The sequence below is a fragment of the Tropicibacter sp. Alg240-R139 genome (assembly GCF_900537075.1).
Taxonomy (GTDB): Bacteria; Pseudomonadota; Alphaproteobacteria; order Rhodobacterales; family Rhodobacteraceae; genus Falsiruegeria.
The window spans coordinates 52,880-72,877 of the sequence record NZ_UNRA01000009.1 but is presented as its reverse complement, the minus strand read 5'-3'; the positions used below and the strand labels follow the sequence as shown (position 1 = coordinate 72,877).

Here is a 19,998-nt window from a genome sequence, read left to right as displayed (position 1 = left end):
ATGGCACGATGGCGGATACTGTTCTGGCGCTCGAAGTTGTCACCGCCGACGCGCGCGTGATCCGAACCGGCTGTTTGTCGGCTCTGAAGGGACGTTGGGCATTATGACCGAACTGACGGTGCGCCTGTTCGGCCAGCCTGAACACATCGCCGCAGCCACCTGCCATTTCGACTCCATCCAAGAGGCGGTGCAGACGGTCATATTGACCATCCAATGCGGTATACCCGTGGCCCGCGCCGAATTTCTGGACGAGATTCAGATGCGCGGCGTGAATCAATACGATCCCTTGTTGAACCTGCCGGAAAAACCGCATCTGTTTCTGGAATTTCACGGCACCGAAACCAGCGTCGACGAAGATGTCGCGCGGTTCCGCGAGATCGCGCAGGATATGGGTGTTCACGATTTTGCCTTTGCCACCAAGACCGAAGACCGCAACCGTCTGTGGAAGGTCCGGCACGAAGCTTACTTTGCCGCGCGCGGTCTGCGCCCCGGCGCGGTGCCCCTGATCACCGATTGTTGTGTTCCGCTGGCGACCCTGGCCGATTGCGTGCAGCGCGCACGGGATCTGGCGGATCAATATGGGCTGTTGGCGCCAATGGCGGGCCATGTGGGGGACGGTAATTTTCACATGGGCGTGCTGATTGATCCCAATGATGCCGCCGAAGTTGCCGCCGCGCATGATCTGGTTGGGCAGTTGAATGAACTGGCGCTGGAATTGGGCGGGACGATTACAGGCGAGCACGGGATCGGCATGGGCAAGATTCCCTACATGGCCGCCCAGCATGGCGACGCTTATGCCGTGATGGCGCAGCTCAAACAGGCGCTTGATCCGCAGAACCTGTTCAATCCCGGCAAGATCTTTACGGTTAATGAACAGGTAACTGGCTGAATTTTCACGTTCATTTGGTTACTTTATCGAAGTCATGAATTTAATTCGCTTTGCTAAGCGCGCGCGCTTTGAAATCATGGCCGGGATCAAGGCGCCGACACTTGCAATTCATCCAGCGCGCGTTTGGGGGTGTCATGCAGCATATCCATCAAGGCCAAGGCCGCAGGCGACAAGATCCGGTTGCGCAATCGCGCAATGGCCCAGTGAATCTCAAGGTCAAAGTCCAGCTTCAATTGCCTCAGGCGACCGCTTTCCAGGTCTTCGCGAAAGTTGAATGGGTTGGCCATCAGCACCACGTCCGATTTCAGCGTCACGTCACGCAGCACCGTGATGGCGTCGCATTCAACCCGAATACCGGGGGCCTCAGGGTTGGAAATCTGCATTTCCTTGACCAAGACGCTGCGCAGGCTCGGCGGAACCCGGACCGTCGCCAACCCGTAATCGGCCACATCCGCCAGGGTGATACCGTCCCGCTCCAACAGCGGATGGTCCGCGCGGCAAAAGAAGCCACCAGGAAAGACACCAATGGGGGTCAGTTCGATTTCGGCGTCCGGTTCAATGTTGCGCATGTCGCAGACAAACAGGTCGATCTTGTCCTCGCGCAGCATCGTCTCAAGCGTCGCGGAGGTCTGATACACCGCCTCGATACTGACACCGGGTCGCGCCGACAGCCAATCCGCGATCACCTGACCGCCAAAGCTGAAGGCGTACGTCGGCACAAGCCCAATGCGCACATGCCCCGAACCGCCGGTTTTCAGGACCGACAGTTGATCATGCAGGTTGCGGGCATCAAACAGAACCTTATGCGCGTGGCTCAGCAGGGCCTCGCCGATGGCGGTCATTTCCACCAGTTGATTGGTGCGTCGAAACAATTGGGTGTCCAGCTGCGTTTCCAGCGCCTTGATCGAATGGCTCAACGCCGGTTGCGACAGGTGCGCCCGCTCCGAGGCACGGCGAAAGCTGCGTTCCTCGGCGACAAGGACGAAATGTTCAAGCTGGCGAAGGTTCATGGGCAGGGTCCCCGGTCTGACATCATGCAGGATATCGGGCAAAACCGACCCGAGCAATAAACAAAGCGAATGGAGTGTACATGCAGGACAACGCATTCGATATTGCCGTGATCGGCGCCGGCATCGCCGGGGCCTCGGCGGCGGCCGAGCTGTCGCGCCATTCTCGGGTGCTTTTGCTCGAGATGGAGCGTCAGCCCGGCTATCACACCACCGGGCGATCCGCCGCCGTTTATGCGCCGTCTTACGGACCGGCCCCGATCCGGGCGCTCACGCGCGCCTCGCGCCAATTCTTTGATGCGCCGCCCCAGGGGTTCGCCGACGCGCCGCTGTTGTCCCCGATTGATGCGGTGTTTCTGGCGCGCGCCGATCAGATGGACGGCCTAAAGGCGATGAAAGCCGAGTTGGGGGATGTGCCGGGCATTCAGCAGGTTGATGCGCCGTGGTTGAATGAGCGCATTGGCCTGTTGCAGCCGGGCTATGCCGCAGGCGCGCTTAGGGATACGGGCATGGCCGAAATCGACGTCGCGGCGTTGCATCAGGGCTTTTTGCGCGGTTTCAAGGCTCAGGGCGGTGATCTGTTGACCGGGGCCGAGGTCACGGGGCTGACCCGTGACGCGGACCAGTGGCGCATTGAAACCGCCGGTGGCACGGTCAGGGCCACAACCATCGTGAACGCCGCCGGAGCTTGGGCGGATCAGATCGGCGCGATGGCCGGGGCCGAAATGATCGGCCTAAAACCCTTGCGACGCACGGCCCTGATGGTTGAGGGCCCTCAGGGGTTCAAAGTGGACGACCTGCCGTTGATCATCGACATTGACGAAGAGTTCTATCTGAAACCCGACGCGGGCAAATTGCTGATTTCACCCGCAAATGAGAACCCGGATGTGCCGTCGGATGTGCAACCCGACGAAATGGATGTGGCGATTTGTGTGCACAGGATCGAACAGGCCTTTCAACTAGAGGTGCGCCGGATCGACAGCCGTTGGGCGGGTCTTCGCAGCTTTGTCGCCGACAAGGCGCCGGTTGCCGGGTATTCGGATACCGTGGAGGGTTTTTACTGGTTGGCAGGCCAAGGGGGCTATGGCATCCAATCTTCGCCGGCGTTGGCCCGGTTTGCCGTGGCGGATATTCTGGGTCGCGCTATTCCCGATGACATCATGGCCGCCGGTCTGGACCCGGCGGCGCTGTCCCCTGCCCGCCCCACGTTGGTGGCATCATGATCGGGGTCGTCTGGGTTGCGGCGGGGCTGTTCCTTGCCTCGGGGTTGGCGGTGGCTTATGTCATCGGCGGCGCGGCGGTGCTGGGATTCTTTGCCACCGACAACGCGCGTTACCTGGCCATTTTGCCGCAAAAGGTGTTCTCGCAGATCAGCGTGTTTTCCCTGATGTCCATGCCACTGTTCATTCTGGCCGGAGAGCTGATGAACCGTGGGGGCGTCACCAAGGCGCTGATCGATTTCAGCATGTCGCTGGTTGGCCGACTGCGCGGGGGGCTGGGGCATGTGAACATCATGACCTCGGTGTTCTTTGCCGGCATATCGGGCTCGGCCATCGCGGATTCGGCGGCTTTGTCCAACACGCTGGTCCCCGAGATGGAGCGGCGGGGCTATTCCAAATATTACGCCGGTGCGATCACGGCGGCGTCTTCGATCATCGGGCCCATCGTGCCCCCGTCGATCATTCTGATCTTTTACGGCGCGATCATGCAGACCTCGGTCGCGGCGCTGTTCATTGCTGGGATCGTGCCCGGTTTGATCCTGGCCTCGGCGCTGTTTGCGTTGAACGCCTGGTTCGCCATTCGCGACGATCACCCCCGCCTGGAAAAGGGAGAGGCCCCGCCCATCGGGCGCTCGTTCGTGACAGCACTGCCGGCCATGGCCTTGCCGGTGATCATTGTCGGCGGCATTGTTCTGGGCTGGACCACACCGACCGAAGCAGCCGTGGTAGCAGTCGTCGCCGCGTTCCTGGCGGGGTATGCCTATGCCGGGTTCACGCTGGGCGACCTGAGCGAAAGCGTCAAACGTACCGCCGTTCTGACCGGGTCGATCTTTGTGATCCTGTGCGCGGCGGCGACCCTTGGACATCTGGCCGCGTTGGAGCGGGTTCCGCAGTTGATTGCATCCACCATTCAGGATCTTGGGCTGGGGCCTGTCGAATACATGATCGCGATGAATGTCCTGTTCATCATTGCGGGCATGGTCTTTGACATTCCGGTCGCGCTGGCGCTGCTGGTCCCGCTGTTGGCGCCCGTGGCCATCGCCAACGGGGCCGACCCGGTCCATCTGGGCATTGTCATCTGTTTCAACCTGTCAATCGGGCTGGTGTCGCCCCCCATGGGCGGGTGCCTGCTGGTGGTGTCGACGGTGACCGGGCTGGACTACTGGAAACTTGCGCGTCACGTGATGCCGTTTGTGATCGCGCAGATCGCTGTGCTGGCACTGCTGGTGGCGGTCCCTGATCTCAGCCTCTGGCTGCCGCGCCTGTTTGGCATTTGGTAGGGTAATAATAATTCCGAATTAAACCGGTGAAACAAATCGATTGGACGAAAGAACCTGCAATCTCCATCTTCTTACCAGACCCGGATCTGATGATCTGAAAACAGTTCCAATGGAGGACATGACGTGAGCTGGATAACACCCAAACTGACCGGACTGGCCGCTGTACTGTCTCTGGCACTTGCCCCCCCCTTGCCGGCGCAATCCGCCAAGATCGCACTGGACACACCGCGTGATCTGGAAAACTCGGGCAGCTATGTCTGGGCCCATGCCTTTGGCGAACACCTCAAGACCCAAGGGTTCGAGATCGAAGAGTTCGAGCGCGGCGCACTTGGCGGTGAAGCCGAAAAGATGGACCAGGTGTCTCAGGGCCTGCTCGAAGTGTCGCTGAGCGATGTCAAAGCCGCCGGTCAGCTGGACGGAACGATCATGGCGATGGTGCTGCCCTTTTTCTTTGACGATGTGGCGCAGCTGGACCGCGCGTTGATCGACAACGGCATGCTGGCGCGCATCAACGAGGCCACCACAGCCAAAGGCGTACGGGTGCTGGACGTGGCCCTGATCGGTGGCGGTGCCGGAATTTTCAACACCAAACACCCGGTCGCCTCGATGGCTGATCTGGGGGATTTGCGGATGCGGGCGCTGGACGATGTGCAGATCGCAATCTTCAAGACCTGGGGATCGATCGGTACGGTTGTTAGCTGGGACGAGGTTCCCAACGCGCTCCAAACCGGCGTGGCCGATGGCTATCTGAACCCGCCCATCGTGCCGCTGATGTTCGGGCACACCAGCTTTATCAAGCATTTCACCGATGCCAATCTGGTGCCGTCCTCGCGCGCGGTTCTGGCGTCAGAAGACTGGTATCAAAGCCTGAGCGATGAAGAACGCGCACAGGTCGAAGCAGCGGTTGTTGCGGCGCGGACGGCGAACCGCGATTGGCTGGGTCAGCAGGGCGCGGTCATCGACAAGCTCAAGGCGTCGGGCATCACCATCACCGCACTCAGCCCCGAGGCGCGCGCCGAATTCCGGGCGGCAACCGAGCCGCTGTATGGTGTACTGCCGCTGCCCGAGGGCGCGCTGGACGCCTGGAAAGCAGCCGTGGCGGAGTAACGGGGATGCGGGCGGCGGCACAAACACTGGACAAGCTCTCATCGGTGTTGAACCGGCTTGCAATGACAGGTGCCATGATCGGAGTGATCCTGTTGGTGCTTATCGCAGGCTGGCAGGTCGTCGCCCGTTACCTGTTGGATCAGCCCCCCGTCTGGACCGAGGAATTGGCCCGTTACACGATGGTCTGGGCCGGGGTTCTGGGGGCGTCCTGCGCCTTTCGTCTGCGCGCCGACCCGTCGCTGTTTCCGGCCATGCAGGCCCGTGGCGGGATCTGGGCCATTCTGCGGGCCGGGGCGACGATGGTCTTTGTGGCACCGATCCTGTGGTTTTCGGTGTTCGGCGCAAACATGAACCCCGCGCGCGGCTTTATTGCCCGCCAGTCGGGGCGTCAGGCCGAAACCATGGATCTGTCGATGATCGTCTTCGCGATCGGCATTCCAATCGCTTTTGCAATCATCACCGTTCACGTCGCGGCCCAATTGGCCAAGGACCTGAGCCGGGACTGAACGGACATCAAGGACATCAAGGACATCAAGGACATCAAGATGAAACTCCTGATTGCCGGTCTTGCGACCGAAACCAATACCTTTTCCCCCATCCCAACCGGGCGGCTGTCCTTTGAACAGGCGATGGTCACGCGCACCGCGACCGAGCAGCCCGGCAACCTGTTCAGCGCCCCGCTGATCGAATGGCGCACAGCGGCCGAGGCGCACGGATGGCAAGTGATCGAAAGTCTGACCGCAGTGGCACAACCCGCCGGCCCCACGGTGCGCGAGGTGTATGAAGGGTACCGTGACGAAATCCTGGCCGATCTGGAAACCCACCGGCCCGACATCTTTCTGATCTCGATGCATGGCGCGATGGTGGCGGATGGTTATGACGATTGCGAAGGCGATCTGACGGAACGCGCGCGCGCGATCCTTGGCGGCAGGGCCGTCATCGGGCTGGAACTGGATCCGCACAACCACCTGACCGAAAAGATGATCTCCAACGCTACGTTGATCGTGAGTTACAAGGAATACCCCCATGTCGACAGCCCGGACCGGGCGCGCGAGCTGTTCCAGATGGCGGCAAATACGGCGACAGGCAAGGTAAACCCGGTGATGGCCATGGCCGATTGCCGGATGCTGACGATCATCGAAACGATGAAGGAACCGGGGCAAGGCTTTGTGCAAGCGATGAAAGACGCCGAGGGCATGGATGGCGTTCTGTCGGTGTCCTTGACCCACGGATTTCCCTGGGCGGATGTAGCCGATGTCGGGGCCCGCATGCTGGTGATCACAGATGGTGACACCACCAAGGCCACGGACACCGCCGAACGCTTTGCCGCTGATCTGTGGTCCATTCGCGAGGGGTTGCGCGGGGTTTATCCCGACACTGCAACCGCGCTGGACCGGGTGGATCGGGCGACCCAATTTCCGGTTGTTCTGGCCGATATGGCCGACAATGCCGGCGGCGGCGCGCCAAGCGATTCCACCTATTTCCTGCAAGAAGCGTTGGATCGCGGGACAAAGGACATTGCCTTTGCGCTGTTCTGGGAGCCGGTTCTGATCAGCATGTGCCAGAACGCCGGTGTCGGCGCGACGATGCGGGTGCGTTTGGGCGGCAAGATCTGCGCGTTTTCGGGCCATCCGATTGACCTGACCGTCACGGTCCGCGCCATCCGCGAAAACATGAGCATGAAACTCGGCGACACCGAGATGGAGATGGGCACGGGCGTCTGGCTTGAGGCGGACGGGGTGCATGTCATCCTGTCCTCAGAGCGCACCCAATGTTTCAACCCAACGGCCTTCACCGATCTGGGACTGGACATCACGCAGATGCGCGCGTTGGTGGTGAAGTCGACCAACCATTTCTACGCCGCCTTTGCACCAATCGCATCAGAGGTTGTTCATGTGCGTGGACCGGGTATCGTGACACCAGATATGACCATCATTCCATTCACCAAACGTGATACCAATTACTGGCCACGGGTTGAAAACCCCTTTGCCGCAGTCGCTAAATAGAGAGGTTACCCATGAGTGTTTCCCGCATCGGTTCCCAACCGGTCCTGCCCAATGGCGCAACTGTGCCACTTGTCCCTGCCACCCGCGCCGCCGGGCTGATCTTTTGCTCGGGGGCTTTGGGCGTTGATGAGAGTTTCAAGCTGGTCGACGGCGGTATTGCCGCGCAGACCACACAGGCCATCGCCAACCTGAAATCCGTTCTGGCACAGGCCGGGGCCGATCTGTCCCATGTCACCAAGACCACCGTCTGGCTGACCGATCTGGCCAATTTCGCCGAATTCAACGCCGCCTATGCCGCAGCGTTTGGCGCAGACATACCGGCACGCTCCACGGTCACGTCGGCGCTCGCAATTCCGGGCGCGCTGGTCGAAATCGAAGCCATCGCGGCTGACCCGAACGCCTGATCCACACGCCTGACCCATTTGCTCTAGGAGCACCCCAGATGAGTGAACACCTCCGCGCCAAGCGCCTTGAAATGACCCTTGATGACCGCCTGTCGCAAGACGAAGGCTGGGTTTACATGACCGGCATGCAAGCGCTGGTGCGCCTGCCGATCCAGCAGCGCAAGCGGGACACGGCAGCGGGGCTGAACACGGGCGGTTACATCTCGGGCTATCGCGGATCGCCTGTCGGCACCTATGACATGAGCCTTTGGCAGGCCGAAAAGGAGCTGAAAGCGCACAACATCCACTTTCAGCCCGGCGTGAACGAGGATCTGGCCGCCACCGCCACATGGGGCGCGCAAATGGTGGGCCTGTTCCCCGGTGCCCGCGTGGATGGCGTGTTTTCGATCTGGTACGGCAAGGCGCCGGGCATGGACCGGTCGATGGATCCGCTGCGCCACGCCAATCTGGCAGGCACCAACCCCAAGGGCGGCACGCTGTTGTTGGTGGGCGATGACCACGGGGCCAAATCCTCGACCGTGGCGTGTTATTCGGATCTGAACTTTGCGTCGCTTGGCATGCCGTTGCTGGCCCCGGCCAATGCACAGGACGTACTGGACATGGGCCTGCACGGGATCGCGATGAGCCGCTTCTCCTCGACCCTGGTGGGGATGAAGCTGGTGACCGATGTGGTCGAAGGCGGTGGGTCTGTTTATGTGGCCCCCGACAGCCCGCAGATCGTCACGCCCGATGATACCGGGCTTGAAGACACCTCGATCAAGCCGTTTCAGCCCATTTTGGATCAGGAACGCAAGCTGTGGGACGTGCGGTTGCGCAAGGTGCTGGAGTATGCCCGCGCCAACCACCTGAACCAGATTCAGGGCGACACAGGCGCGCGCATCGGCATCGCTGCTGCGGGCAAGTCGTGGCAGGATCTGAACCAGGCGCTGGCCGGGTTGGGCTATCGTGATGGAGCGATTGCGGACATACCTGTCCGGCTGCTTAAGGTCGGCATGGTCTGGCCGCTGGATGACGTGGTGCTGCAAGAGTTTGCCCAAGGGCTGGACACGATCATCGTGGTCGAAGAAAAACGCGCCCTGCTTGAAGATCAGATCCGCTCGGCGCTTTATGGTTCGGACCTTTCCCCGCGCATCGTTGGCAAGACCTATCAGGGTCGGCCCTATTCCGCCAACGAAGGCGAATGTGCCTTTCCGGGCGTGGGTGAGATCACCCCCAACCTTGTGTCGCAAGTGATCGTGCGCACTGCAAAAGATCTGGCACCCGACAGTGCCTTGCAACTGCCCAACCGTCCCGACGCGCCTCCGGCTATTGGCGGTGGGGCGGTCCGCCCGCCGTCGTTTTGCGCGGGCTGCCCCCATGGGCGGTCAACGCGGGTGATCGACGGCAGCCGCGCTTTGGCTGGGATCGGGTGCCACACGATGGCGGTGTTTCGTGATCTGTCCAAGACCAATTCGATCAGCCACATGGGCGGCGAAGGCGCGATGTGGCTGGGGCAGTATCCGTTCACAGATGAGGCCCATGTCTTTGCCAATATGGGCGACGGCACCTATTTCCATTCCGGCCTGATGGCGATCCGCGCCGCCGTGGCCGCCAAGGCCCCGATGACCTACAAGCTGCTGCACAACGGCTTTGTCTCGATGACGGGCGGACAGCCCCATGATGGCGAAATCAGCCCCGAACAGATGGTGGAACAGATCCGGGCCGAGGGTGTCGAACGCATCGCCTTGGTGACGGATGAGACCGATAAATTCAACGGCAAGGCGTTGGGCTACGGCGTCACGGTACACCCCCGGACCGAACTGGAATTGGTGCAGGCCGAGTTGCGCAAGCTTCCCGGCGTGACCGTGCTGATCTTTGACCAGCCCTGCGCGACCGAGCGCCGCCGCCTGCGCAAGCGCGGCAAATGGGTGGACCCGGACAAACGCGCCTTTATCAACCCTGCGGTTTGCGAAGGCTGCGGCGATTGCTCAACCGTTTCGGGCTGCATGGCTATCGAACCGCTGGAAACCGAATTTGGCCGCAAGCGGCAGATCAACCAATCCTCGTGCAACAAGGATTTTTCCTGTGTCGAAGGGTTTTGCCCCAGCTTTGTGACCATAAGTGGCGCACAGCCCCGCAAAGCCAAGGCAAGCGACGTCACCATTGATGACAGCCACCTGCCGATGCCTGCAGCGCGTCCGATCGACGGGTCCTGGTCGATCCTTGTGTCCGGCATCGGCGGCGCGGGGGTCGTGACCGTGGGTCAGACGCTGGCGGTCGCGGCCCATGCCGATGGGTATTATTCCTCGAACCTGGACATCACCGGTCTGGCCCAGAAATACGGCGCGGTGCATTCCCACATCAAGATCGCGACCGCGCCCGAACAAATGCGCGCAACCCGGATCGCGGCGGGCGAAGCAAACGCCATGATCGGCTGTGATCTGGTGGTGGCCGCCGGGGACGAGGCGCTGTCCAAACTGACACCGGGCAATTCGGTGGCCGTCACGGACACCACGGTGGTTCCCACATCCGAATTCTCGCAAAACCCGGACTGGACCCTAAGCGGGGACGAACAAGTCGAACGCCTGACCCGCATGCTGGGTGATGATGTCGTAGCTCTGGACGCTCAGACACTGGCCGCCAAGCTGATGGGCGATCAGGTCTTTGCCAACATGCTGCTTTTGGGTGCGGCGTGGCAGCAGGGCGGTGTTCCGCTGTCGCTTGAGGCGCTGCACCGGGCGATTGATCTGAACAGGGTTGCGGCCGAGAAAAACAAACGCGCCTTCGCGCTTGGACGTCTTGCTATTGCCGAGCCCGAAACCGTTGACCGCATGTTGGGACCTCAGGCGCCCGTGCTGCTGGACGACCGCCGCGAACAAAGCATCGAGGATGTCGTTGCGCATCGGGTGGGTGAACTTGTCGACTATCAGGGGCAAGATCTGGCCGATCGTTATTCCGCCATGGTGGCCCGTGTTCGCGATGCCGGATTAAGCACTGCGTCGGTCATGGCTGTTGCCCGAGGGTACTACAAGCTGTTGGCCGTCAAGGACGAATGGGAAGTCGCGCGCCTTTACTGCAAGCCCGATTTCAAAGCCTCGCTCGAAGCCGCATTCGAAGGCGACATGGAACTGACCTTTCATTTTGGGGCCTGGCCCTATGGCGGCACGGATCCCAAAACCGGCCAACCGGTCAAAGGGCCGGTCAAAGGCAAAACCGCGATGCGCTTCTTTGCCCTGATGAATCGGTTCCGGGGATTGCGCGGCACCCGCCTTGACCCGTTCCGCAACAGTGACGAGGCTGCGCTGGCGCGCCGGATTTTGGCAGATTATGAGGCGGATATCGAATTTGCACTGGATCATGCCACAGCGGGTACTGCGACCGAGGTGGCCGAGTTGTTGTCCTTGCCCGACCAGATCCGCGGCTATGGCCACGTTCGGCAGCGCCACGCAGAAGCAGCAGCAAAGCAAAGAGGAGACGTTCGCCAGAGAATTGCGATACGCAAAACCGAAGTAGCATAGAGCTGAGAACGCAAATGCAAGCGGGTGAGCTGCTGAACTCATATTCAAAGGTTGTCAAAATCCTAAGTTGAATTTGCCTGCTGAATAACCTGGTTTTTGTAGCAAGACTTGATCAGCAGGCCATTCGCAATGCCACCGTCCAGAATATATTCCACGCCTGCTCGTTGACTTCTTATGCCAACCAAGACCCCCGGCGTTATCAGGTCAGGAAGGGAAACATTTATCGTGGCCATGACACAAAAAGGGGGGGCTGGCAAAGTTTGTTAATATTGCCTCACAACCCTGCATCGTCAAGCTGCTCCTTATCCGGCAAGTCACCCAGGCTCTAAAGTCCGAAGAACACCAGGAATCGCTCGGTCGTCACAAATGTGCAAGGTGCGCCGCGTCTAGGAGCCCGCGGCCCTGTCCCAATCAACCCGCGCGCATTCAGCCGTCCGATCAAATCGCGGCTGATGTCCTTGCCGAAAATGTCCCCGAGCCCATCCCGCGTGATCGGCTGGTGATAGGCAATGGCGGCCAGGACGGCGACGTCGAATGGTTCTGTTGCAAACGTTTGACCATTGGAGCTGGGCAGGTTAGGCGGTGGCCGGCCAACCGTATTCACCAGTTGAAAGCCAGCTCATGATCTCCTTCAAAGGAGCACAATATCCGAAGGATGTTATCCTCTTTGCGGTGTTCTTCTACGTTCGATACGGTGTTTCATACCGGGATCTGGAAGAAATCATGGCCGAGCGTGGCGTTTCGGTTGACCACACTACGCTGAACCGTTGGGTGACACGATACTCCGGTGCCATTGCTGATGCAGCTCACGGACGGAAGGGATCGTGTGACCGATCCTGGCGAATGGATGAAACTTATTTCAAGGTAAAAGGTTCGTTGGTTTATCTCTATCGAGCGGTCGACAAATACGGCAAAACGCTCGATTTCATGCTTTCCCTACGCCGAAACAAAGCTGCTGCGACAAAGTTCTTCGCAAGGATGTTGGAGATCAATGGATTGCCGCGGAAGATTGTGATCGACAAGAGCGGTGCCAACACCGCCGGCATCAAGGCCATCAACAAAATGCTCAAAGGCTTTGGCTGCCCGATCCCAATTGAGATGGTGAGGCGGAAATACTTGAACAGTATTGTGGAACAGGACCACCGTTTCATCAAGCGGCGCACGCGGCCAATGATGGGGTTCAAGGCCTTTGCTTCAGCAGCGGCAACGCTCGACGGAATCGAAGTGTCGCACATGATCCGCAAGGGGCAACTCACGTCCGGACTCTGCCCATTTCAGCAGTTCGCTGAGCTCGCCATCTGACTCACAAGCAATTGTTGAAACAATTCAACGGGCTCAAATCTTTGCAACAAAACCCCTGACGCTGTACCTGGCAATGGACGGTGCCTATCGGTACTACGTCCAACGCCAGATCCATGGCCCCCCCCGACCTGCACGAAGTCTCACGCCACATCGACCAGATCCTGAACGCCCTCTGTTCAATTGAACACATCTGATGGTATTGCCAAATTGTCGGCATGGCTTGTTCTGGGTCCATCGGGATGAAGGTTCCCGGGGTTAGTGAGCTCACCGGGTATCTGGAACGGCACTGTCAACTTAACTGGCGCAGGTCGGCGCTTGCTTCACCGCAAATCCGCGGCACAATCACTACAACCAGATGAGCCAGATCCTCTCACAGATCAGGTGACCATCTGTCCAAAAATTCCTGACCACGGACACATTTAGGAACAGAACGGTCGATGAGCTTTGGTTCGATCCGGCTATCCTTTGGATCCGACATCAATGCGGTCGTGCAAAAGCGGAATATCCAAATCCACTTCGCACTCCAACTCCTGGGCGTATCGATGGCCAGCATAGATGGCCGCTGCGATGATCCCGGGCGCCTCACAATCCCCAATCCGTGTTAGGCTAAAGGGTCGTTTTTCGTCTTCTGGGCGAAGGCATAGCGCTTTGTACAAACAGTCATTTGGCTTGCGGGCTGTAACCATTACAATGTTCTGGACAGGCAGCTTTGTTTCACGACCACTGTAGACGCAATTCAAAGAGGCCGCATCGCCCGAAAAATGTGTCAAGCTGTTTGAGGGAAGAATGTCGATTCCAAGCCGGTGCAATTGCGTTCGAATGCGCCACCTTTCGGATGTCTTTCCGGCCCAATCCGACACGCTATCAGATGATGTAGCCAAAGTGACGGCATGCCCCTCAGCACGTATCCGCTCGGCGACGACACTTGCCATGTAGTAGCCATCACCATCGAAAACCAAGGTTGGCCCGTTTGGCAGGTTCCCGTCCATGATGTCGTCTGGTGTAAAAACACGGGTCAAAGCTTCACCGCTCGCAACTGATTGATAGCATTCGTCGTCGTAGTATTCTTTACGCCAGCTTGCACCCGTTGCAATTGCAACGTGGTCAGCCTCGACCGAGATCACGTCATCAACGGTCAGTCGGCTTTCGCGAAAAACTTCAACGTTAGGCATTTCGAGCAATTGCTGCTCGCGGTAGTCCTTGACCCGGATGTATTCGCTCATCCCAGGCAAAGCTGCTTCGCGCGCGATACGCCCGCCAATCTCGCGAGTGGCTTCGGCCAACATGACATCATACCCGCGCGCACCAAGGGCGCGGGCGGCTTCCAAACCCGCAGCACCCGCGCCAACAATCAGAACGCGGGCGTCCGACGACTTTTTCCTGATGATCTCGGGATGCCAATCCTTGCGCCACTCCTCTCCCATCGTTGGGTTTTGGGTGCAGCGCAGCGGAACACCGATGGAGTCACTGGCGTAGCATACGTTGCAGCCAATGCACTCGCGTATGGCTGACAATCGACCTTGTTCGATCTTCTTGGGTAGGTAGGGATCCGCTATCGAGGGCCGCGCCGCGCCGATAAAATCGGTGATACCTCGGCGAACCTGGCTGACCATTGTGTCGGGCGATGTGAAGCGGCCCACAGTGACCACTGGCTTGTCCGTCACCGACTTAACCCACTGCATATATGGCTCTAACGCGCCTTCTTTGACAAAGCGCGACACACCCATTTCAAGCGAATAGTCCGCAATGTTGATATCCCAGAGATCCGGCAGATCCGCGAGCATTTCGAACATCTCGCGGCGTTCACCAAATATCGGCTGATTGTCCTCGCCAATCTCTTCATCCGCCGAGAACCGCACTGCAACCGCACAGCGGTCACCCACCGCATCCTTGGTTTCTTCAATCAACTCGCGCGTCAGGCGCACGCGATTTTCCAAGCTGCCGCCATACTCGTCGCTACGTGTGTTCACACGCGGGTTCAGGAAGTTCGAGATCAGGTAGCCATGTGTTGCATAGACATAGACCACATCAAATCCCGCCTCTCTCGCCCGGAGTGCTGCTTTACGATGCCACCGGCGCAGGTCCTTGATGTCTTGTTTGTCCATGGCACGAGTCTGGAACGGGTGCCCCTTGGCGTTCGGCAGGCTGTCGACGTCCATCCCGGGCAATCGCGAAAACAGATTGTTTGCATTGGCACCGCCATACCAAAGCTCGGCCCCTGCTAGGCTTCCGTATTCGTGCACGGCATCTGTCATAAGGGTATGGGCGCGAACATCACTGTCATCCCAAAGAGACGCATAGGGGTGCGGCAGGTCGTCCGAGGAGGGGTGGATCGAGTTGTATTCCGTGCAGACCACCCCCCAGCCGCCTTGCGCTTTGACCTTGCGCATCGCCGCAAGCGTTCGCGGATATTGCCACCCCATGCCCGTACAGTGAGGCACCTGGAAAAAGCGGTTCGGAGCTGTCACCGGTCCAATTTGAACCGGTTCAAATAGAATGTCGTAGCGGGGATCTCGACCCATTGTGTCTGGTCCTTGCTTATCTTTGTTCACTGGATGACCGGTTCAGATGGCTGGGAACACAGTGCCTGCCAGGTTTATGCGTCTTGCTTGAACTCCGGCATTTGGAAGTGCTTGGGATAGACTTTAGACAAGAAGGCCGTGATGTGATCGCGGGCTTCTAGGCGTCCGTAGTTTTCTGGATACGCCAGCAACTCAAGCCAAATTCCGTCGTAAAGCGCCTCGAGAATGTTGGCGACTTGTCGTGGTGGAAGACCCTGATACGCGCCTTCCTCCCCGATCTGCTGACATAGATCCTGGGCAATGGTATAGCGTTCCCGATCGATATCCTCGATCAGCTTGCGATAGACCTTGCGCCGTCCAGCTTCACCGAAGAATGCAAACCAAACAGCAAGCTTTTTAGGTGTGCATATCCGCGGATGAAAATGCGCATCCACAATGGCCAACAGCTTGTCGGATGCAGACATGCCCGCGCTTTCAAACGCGGCCAGCCACTGTTCGTGATGCTCCTTAGCCAAATACAATAGCGTTTCTTCCAGCAGATTTTGTTTGGACTGAAAGTGGAAATTGACGATCCCCATCGACAAGCCCGCGCTTTCCGTCACCGTCGACATGGTGGTGCCACCAATTCCATTCCTGGCAATTGAATCGATGGTTGCGTTGATTAACTGCTGGCACCGCACTTCTTTGGACGCGGTGCGGCGGCGCGCGTTGGTCTTTGGACTGGCTTCAATAGATTGGCTCATACTAGCCCCTCTCAATTTCCCCGTGCGCAGGTCATTCAGCGCTTGAGCCAAATCGCTGTCCGATCCGGCACCCATGAAAGGAACCCGCTCCAAGCATATTGCATTGATTGAATGCTCATTCAATAATGAGAGGAAAAACTTTTCATCACAACACCAAGGCCAACGTGACTTGATACTTAGAGTTCAGCCCAGAAAGTGAAAACCGGATCATGCACCAACGAGATGACTCTGCGATGCGACTGACCCAGAGGTTCAATTCGATCCTCGATGGCCGCCCATGCTCGATCCGCCTGGGCCTGATCGCGAAACTCGATCACTGCCATCAGAGAATGCTGGCGTTCTTCGTCCGTGTCATAACCACTGCTCGGCACGCGTTGGCACAAAGGTGTACCTTTCTTGGCCAAACCACTGCTGATCAAGACATCAACAAAGCTGTTCCACGCTTGCTCGAACACCTCCAGCTCGACGGATGGTTTCAGATCAAACTGGTTCAAAAGCCTGGGCATGGTGTTGTGTCCGCCTTGGTGAGTTCCCGAAACCCAAGCTATGCCTATCCTGCGTCAAAGCAAGCACCAGAGGTTCACAGATGATCCGAAACGAGAACCCCGTAATTGCTAACAGTCTGTGGTCGGCAACGACCAAATATATGGACAGCTACCCCGAATTGAACGGCGAACAGCAGGCAAATGTCGCCATCATAGGCGCTGGTTTTACCGGGCTTTCAGCTGCCTTGCACTTGGCCGAAGCAGGCGCCAGCGTCACCCTGATTGACACCCAACATCCCGGTTGGGGTGCCTCTGGCCGCAACGGCGGTCAGATCAATGTGGGCCTCAAGGATGGTCCAACGGGAATAAGATCGAAATTCGGTGACCATTGGGGACAGCGGATGATCCGCATGGCCGGGGATGCGGGCGATCTGGTGTTTGACCTGATCGAGCGCCATCAGATCAATTGCGATGCCAAACGTCCCGGCTGGCTGCGGGCCGCACATACACCCAAGACGCTGCAACAGCTACATGAGCTGGCCGAAGATTGGGACAGACATGGCGGCGGCATGAAGAAGCTTGATCAAGCCGAAATGCAGCGCCTGACAGGAACAGAAGCTTACATCGGAGGTGTCTTGGACCGGCGTGGCGGCGTGTTGCATCCGCTGAACTATGCCCTTGGACTGGCAGATGCTGCGCATCGCAAGGGTGTGGCAATTTACGGCGACACTCGAGCCGAGCACATACAGGCGAAAGGCAGCAGATATAAGGTGAAAACGCCAAACGGAGCCATCGTGACGGACAAGGTCCTGATCTGCACGAACGCCTACTCTGGCGATCTTGATCCCAAGGTCGCCAGATCTGTCCTGCCCGTCCGATCGGTGCAGGTGGCGACGCCTCCGCTTTCGGACAACATTCGCCGGTCGATCCTGCCCGAAGGCAACGCCTTGTCCGACGCACGCCGTCTGTTGCTGTATTTCCGACAAGACGCTGAAGGTAGATTTCTGATGGGAGGGCGCGGAACCTACAATGATGGATCAACACGCCGACAGATTGAGCAGCTAAAGCGCATCTCGGTCGAGCTGTTTCCGCAACTTGCCGACGTTGAGTGGGACTACGCGTGGGGCGGTTTCGTTGCGCTCACAAGGGACCACTATCCGCACCTGCACGAGTTGGCCCCTGGGATCTACGCGGGACTTGGCTACAACGGGCGCGGCGTTGCCATCGCCACGGCGATGGGGCGCGTGTTGGCGCGTTGGGCTGCCGGAGAATCCGCCGAAGAACTGGATTTCCCTGTTTCACCCCTCAAGCCACTGCCGTTATCTTTCGCACGGGAAACACTGGTTGAGGCCGAGATCCTGCGCCTTAAACTGTTGGACAAACTGGGTCTCTAGCGAAGCAAGTGCACCACCTACACTCGAGAGAAAAAGCGATAGCTCAGAGCGACAGCCGCCAACCCCAGACCAAAGCCATATCCGATCCACACGCCATTAGGCCCCCAATCCAGTACAAACCCCAGAACGTAGCCAACTGGCAAGGCGATGATCCAATAGGAAAACAGCGTTATGACAACCGGGATTTGATTGTCCGTCATGCCCCGGAACACGCCCAACATCGTTCCCTGCACCCCATCTGCGATCTGCATTGCTGCAATCACCAGAAACATCGAAACCGCAAGCGCGACCACGTCGGCATCATCCGACAACCCCTGTGCCAACGGCGCGCGCGCCAGAAGAATACCCGTGATGACCAGGCTCATCCAACTGGCGACCACAAACAACGATGCCAGCACAATTGGCCTAAGCCGCTCTCTCTCATTCGCGCCAATCGCCTGCGCCACCCGGATTGAGATCGCAATCGATATGCCCATGGGGACCATATAAATGACATCACTCACAGCAGATACGATCTGATGCGCGGCCAGTGCTGCCGCTCCGAACCATCCCAGCATCAATCCAGCGACGGCATAGGCGGCACCCTCGCCCAGATACCCGAGCGAGATCACAGACCCTTCTTTGAGCTGAAGTTTCAATTCCCCCCAGTCAAAACCAGGTTGAGAAGGCACTCCTATCTGCTTGCTCCACCTCCAGAAAATCAAGAAAGCCAAAATCAACGAGAGGGTTTGGGAGAGCAGACTTGCAACGCCTGCCCCAAGCAAGCCCAAGCCGGACCATCCCGACACCCCGTGAATCAGCACATAGTTCGCCGGAACGTTGCAGCCGACAGCAAAAAACGCCAAACCAACACCGATCCAGGGACGATCAATAGCGTCGAACAACGCTTTCAAAGCATAAAAGATCGTAAAGGGAATGAGCAAAAGGCTCATTGACACCCAGTAACCGCCAAGCAATCCAAGAACTTCGGGCGGCTGTCCAATCCAAGCCAAAGCAGGCCTAACTGCCAGCATTGTTGCGGTGCCTAGACCACCGACTATTAGTGCCACGACAAGCACTACCCGTGTAGTAGCAACAAGATCCTGGTCGCTGGACTTACCAAACGCTTCGGCCATGCGAACGCCTGTCGCAGATACAAACCCGAACAACGCAGAATAGAAGATGATCAGCGCCGATGTGGTAATCGACACAGCCGCCAAAGGAAGCGTTCCCAAGGGGGCCACCATCACAGTGTCAACAACCCCGATCAAGGCCGCCGCCGCAAGCGATACGACAATCGGAAATGCGAGCCGCGCAAGATGCCGCGCCTCACGCAGCAAGCTGCCAGCGGGCGGCCGATCAGGCCCGATTGTCCGCTCTGCGGTCATAGTGTTTCACTTTCCGGCTGGACGCCGTCAGATGTCTTGAACAAGCAGGTCCGGTGCCAAGCGCGCAAGGCACGCCCATGCGGCTTGTTCTGCCTCTTTAGAACTAACGCTGCCGGGTGCCAGATGCAGGCGCTGCCAATACCCGTCTGTGAGAGTTTCCATCCATTCAGCCATCTGAACGGCGGCCAATGCGTCTTGTCCTGCCAGCAAGTCCTGCCAGATCGCGCACAGCGTCTCGCGCCGCCGCGCTTCGAAATGGCCGGCCACCTCGTCGTATTCCTGCTGAGACCGAAGCTCGCCCCAGAACGCATACCAAAGCGGAAGCACCATCGGGCCACAGGCGTCGGGATGAAAATCAGCCCGTATCAAAGCACGCAACTGTTCCGCAGGTTTACCCCCGGCTTGTTCCAGCGCCTTTGTCCAGTGATCTTCGTAGCGCTGGTACAAATCACGCAGTGCTTCAGTCAGCAGCCCCGCTTTTGACTTGAAGTAAAACGCGGCGACCCCCTGCGAAAGTTCCGCCTCGGATGCAACCGTCGCCAGAGTGGTTTTCGCCAATCCATGTGCAAGGATCGAACGGCACGCCGCATCCAACAGCTGCCGACGTCGACGGTCTGCGTTTTCCTTCCGCTCTTTGCGGGGGCGCTTCTGTTCTGCTGGGGCCAACTGCCAATCCTCTTGTCTGTGCGGACATCTACAGCGCCCACAAAACAGGCGTCAATGATCATAAATTTATTTGAGCGCTCAAATAAACTTTACGGAATCGCAACGCGCC

Annotated in this window: 16 protein-coding genes and 1 pseudogene; 10 read left to right on the top strand and 7 right to left on the bottom strand. The window is 58.7% G+C overall.

From position 1 onward, the window contains the following. Window positions 1–103 precede the first annotated feature (103 nt). Window positions 104–889 (top strand): FAD-binding oxidoreductase, encoded by a 786-nt coding sequence (locus G6R15_RS21830; RefSeq protein ID WP_164662179.1) that lies wholly within the window; start codon window positions 104–106, stop codon window positions 887–889. An 86-nt stretch (window positions 890–975) separates the two neighbouring features. On the opposite strand, the gene G6R15_RS21825 is transcribed toward G6R15_RS21830, so the two are convergent. Next, on the bottom strand, window positions 976–1,899 hold the full coding sequence (locus G6R15_RS21825; RefSeq protein WP_164662178.1) for a LysR family transcriptional regulator: 924 nt from the start codon (window positions 1,897–1,899) through the stop codon (window positions 976–978). A gap of 80 nt (window positions 1,900–1,979) precedes the next feature. Here G6R15_RS21825 and G6R15_RS21820 point away from each other — a divergent pair, with 80 nt between their 5' ends. The 7 genes from G6R15_RS21820 (at window position 1,980) to G6R15_RS21790 (ending at window position 11,410) form a co-directional block, all read left to right on the top strand. After that, a complete protein-coding gene (locus tag G6R15_RS21820; protein ID WP_164662177.1) occupies window positions 1,980–3,119 on the top strand; it encodes an FAD-binding oxidoreductase in 1,140 nt (379 codons plus the stop codon). After that, window positions 3,116–4,396 (top strand): TRAP transporter large permease, encoded by a 1,281-nt coding sequence (locus G6R15_RS21815; protein ID WP_164662176.1) that lies wholly within the window; start codon window positions 3,116–3,118, stop codon window positions 4,394–4,396. The genes G6R15_RS21820 and G6R15_RS21815 overlap by 4 nt, the downstream gene beginning before the upstream one ends. A gap of 123 nt (window positions 4,397–4,519) precedes the next feature. After that, entirely contained in the window at window positions 4,520–5,503 is a 984-nt protein-coding gene (locus G6R15_RS21810) for a TRAP transporter substrate-binding protein (RefSeq protein ID WP_240336836.1), read from the top strand. Between the two features lie 74 nt (window positions 5,504–5,577). Continuing rightward, window positions 5,578–6,009 carry a TRAP transporter small permease gene (locus G6R15_RS21805; protein WP_240336835.1) on the top strand — a complete coding sequence of 144 codons (432 nt, stop codon included), beginning with the start codon at window positions 5,578–5,580 and terminating at the stop codon, window positions 6,007–6,009. Between the two features lie 39 nt (window positions 6,010–6,048). Then, complete coding sequence (locus G6R15_RS21800; RefSeq protein WP_164662174.1) at window positions 6,049–7,509, top strand: M81 family metallopeptidase; 1,461 nt, start codon at window positions 6,049–6,051, stop codon at window positions 7,507–7,509. Between the two features lie 11 nt (window positions 7,510–7,520). Beyond that, complete coding sequence (locus G6R15_RS21795) at window positions 7,521–7,913, top strand: RidA family protein (RefSeq protein WP_164662173.1); 393 nt, start codon at window positions 7,521–7,523, stop codon at window positions 7,911–7,913. Between the two features lie 38 nt (window positions 7,914–7,951). Then, window positions 7,952–11,410: an indolepyruvate ferredoxin oxidoreductase family protein gene (locus G6R15_RS21790; protein WP_164662172.1), complete on the top strand. Its 3,459-nt coding sequence runs from the start codon at window positions 7,952–7,954 to the stop codon at window positions 11,408–11,410. A 325-nt stretch (window positions 11,411–11,735) separates the two neighbouring features. On the opposite strand, the pseudogene G6R15_RS21785 reads toward G6R15_RS21790, so the two are convergent. Then, a pseudogene (locus G6R15_RS21785) lies at window positions 11,736–11,945 on the bottom strand (SMC-Scp complex subunit ScpB); the annotation flags it as partial. An 86-nt stretch (window positions 11,946–12,031) separates the two neighbouring features. Between G6R15_RS21785 and G6R15_RS21780 the strand changes: the two are divergent. Beyond that, the gene (locus tag G6R15_RS21780) at window positions 12,032–12,712 is read left to right on the top strand and encodes an IS6 family transposase (RefSeq protein WP_164662171.1); all 681 of its coding nucleotides are present in this window, start codon (window positions 12,032–12,034) and stop codon (window positions 12,710–12,712) included. 458 nt (window positions 12,713–13,170) lie between these two features. On the opposite strand, the gene G6R15_RS21775 is transcribed toward G6R15_RS21780, so the two are convergent. The 3 genes from G6R15_RS21775 to G6R15_RS21765 all read right to left on the bottom strand — a co-directional run bounded on the left by G6R15_RS21775 (window position 13,171) and on the right by G6R15_RS21765 (window position 16,483). Further along, a complete protein-coding gene (locus G6R15_RS21775) occupies window positions 13,171–15,234 on the bottom strand; it encodes an FAD-dependent oxidoreductase (RefSeq protein ID WP_164662170.1) in 2,064 nt (687 codons plus the stop codon). Window positions 15,235–15,308: 74 nt separating this feature from the next. Next, on the bottom strand, window positions 15,309–16,052 hold the full coding sequence (locus tag G6R15_RS21770) for a TetR family transcriptional regulator C-terminal domain-containing protein (RefSeq protein ID WP_240336834.1): 744 nt from the start codon (window positions 16,050–16,052) through the stop codon (window positions 15,309–15,311). Between the two features lie 101 nt (window positions 16,053–16,153). After that, window positions 16,154–16,483, bottom strand: coding sequence for a hypothetical protein (locus G6R15_RS21765; protein ID WP_164662169.1), 330 nt, complete (start codon window positions 16,481–16,483; stop codon window positions 16,154–16,156). 140 nt (window positions 16,484–16,623) lie between these two features. On the opposite strand from G6R15_RS21765, the gene G6R15_RS21760 reads away from it, so the two are divergent. Beyond that, the gene (locus G6R15_RS21760; RefSeq protein ID WP_164662168.1) at window positions 16,624–17,856 is read left to right on the top strand and encodes an FAD-binding oxidoreductase; all 1,233 of its coding nucleotides are present in this window, start codon (window positions 16,624–16,626) and stop codon (window positions 17,854–17,856) included. Between the two features lie 17 nt (window positions 17,857–17,873). Here G6R15_RS21760 and G6R15_RS21755 read toward each other — a convergent pair whose 3' ends face one another. Together G6R15_RS21755 and G6R15_RS21750 are read right to left on the bottom strand one after the other, a co-directional pair. Next, the gene (locus G6R15_RS21755; RefSeq protein ID WP_164662167.1) at window positions 17,874–19,223 is read right to left on the bottom strand and encodes an MATE family efflux transporter; all 1,350 of its coding nucleotides are present in this window, start codon (window positions 19,221–19,223) and stop codon (window positions 17,874–17,876) included. Window positions 19,224–19,250: 27 nt separating this feature from the next. After that, window positions 19,251–19,889: a TetR family transcriptional regulator C-terminal domain-containing protein gene (locus G6R15_RS21750; RefSeq protein ID WP_164662166.1), complete on the bottom strand. Its 639-nt coding sequence runs from the start codon at window positions 19,887–19,889 to the stop codon at window positions 19,251–19,253. Between the last annotated feature and the right edge of the window lie 109 nt (window positions 19,890–19,998).

What these genes read in the sequence shown, in the direction of transcription:
- G6R15_RS21780 (WP_164662171.1), top strand. Translation starts at nt 12,032, where the DNA reads ATGATCTCCTTCAAAGGAGCACAATATCCGAAGGATGTTATCCTCTTT.
- G6R15_RS21775 (WP_164662170.1), bottom strand. Translation starts at nt 15,234, where the DNA reads ATGGGTCGAGATCCCCGCTACGACATTCTATTTGAACCGGTTCAAATT.
- G6R15_RS21825 (WP_164662178.1), bottom strand. Translation starts at nt 1,899, where the DNA reads ATGAACCTTCGCCAGCTTGAACATTTCGTCCTTGTCGCCGAGGAACGC.
- G6R15_RS21815 (WP_164662176.1), top strand. Translation starts at nt 3,116, where the DNA reads ATGATCGGGGTCGTCTGGGTTGCGGCGGGGCTGTTCCTTGCCTCGGGG.
- G6R15_RS21790 (WP_164662172.1), top strand. Translation starts at nt 7,952, where the DNA reads ATGAGTGAACACCTCCGCGCCAAGCGCCTTGAAATGACCCTTGATGAC.
- G6R15_RS21795 (WP_164662173.1), top strand. Translation starts at nt 7,521, where the DNA reads ATGAGTGTTTCCCGCATCGGTTCCCAACCGGTCCTGCCCAATGGCGCA.
- G6R15_RS21820 (WP_164662177.1), top strand. Translation starts at nt 1,980, where the DNA reads ATGCAGGACAACGCATTCGATATTGCCGTGATCGGCGCCGGCATCGCC.
- G6R15_RS21800 (WP_164662174.1), top strand. Translation starts at nt 6,049, where the DNA reads ATGAAACTCCTGATTGCCGGTCTTGCGACCGAAACCAATACCTTTTCC.
- G6R15_RS21760 (WP_164662168.1), top strand. Translation starts at nt 16,624, where the DNA reads ATGGACAGCTACCCCGAATTGAACGGCGAACAGCAGGCAAATGTCGCC.
- G6R15_RS21765 (WP_164662169.1), bottom strand. Translation starts at nt 16,483, where the DNA reads ATGCCCAGGCTTTTGAACCAGTTTGATCTGAAACCATCCGTCGAGCTG.
- G6R15_RS21770 (WP_240336834.1), bottom strand. Translation starts at nt 16,052, where the DNA reads ATGGGTGCCGGATCGGACAGCGATTTGGCTCAAGCGCTGAATGACCTG.
- G6R15_RS21755 (WP_164662167.1), bottom strand. Translation starts at nt 19,223, where the DNA reads ATGACCGCAGAGCGGACAATCGGGCCTGATCGGCCGCCCGCTGGCAGC.
- G6R15_RS21830 (WP_164662179.1), top strand. Translation starts at nt 104, where the DNA reads ATGACCGAACTGACGGTGCGCCTGTTCGGCCAGCCTGAACACATCGCC.
- G6R15_RS21805 (WP_240336835.1), top strand. Translation starts at nt 5,578, where the DNA reads ATGATCGGAGTGATCCTGTTGGTGCTTATCGCAGGCTGGCAGGTCGTC.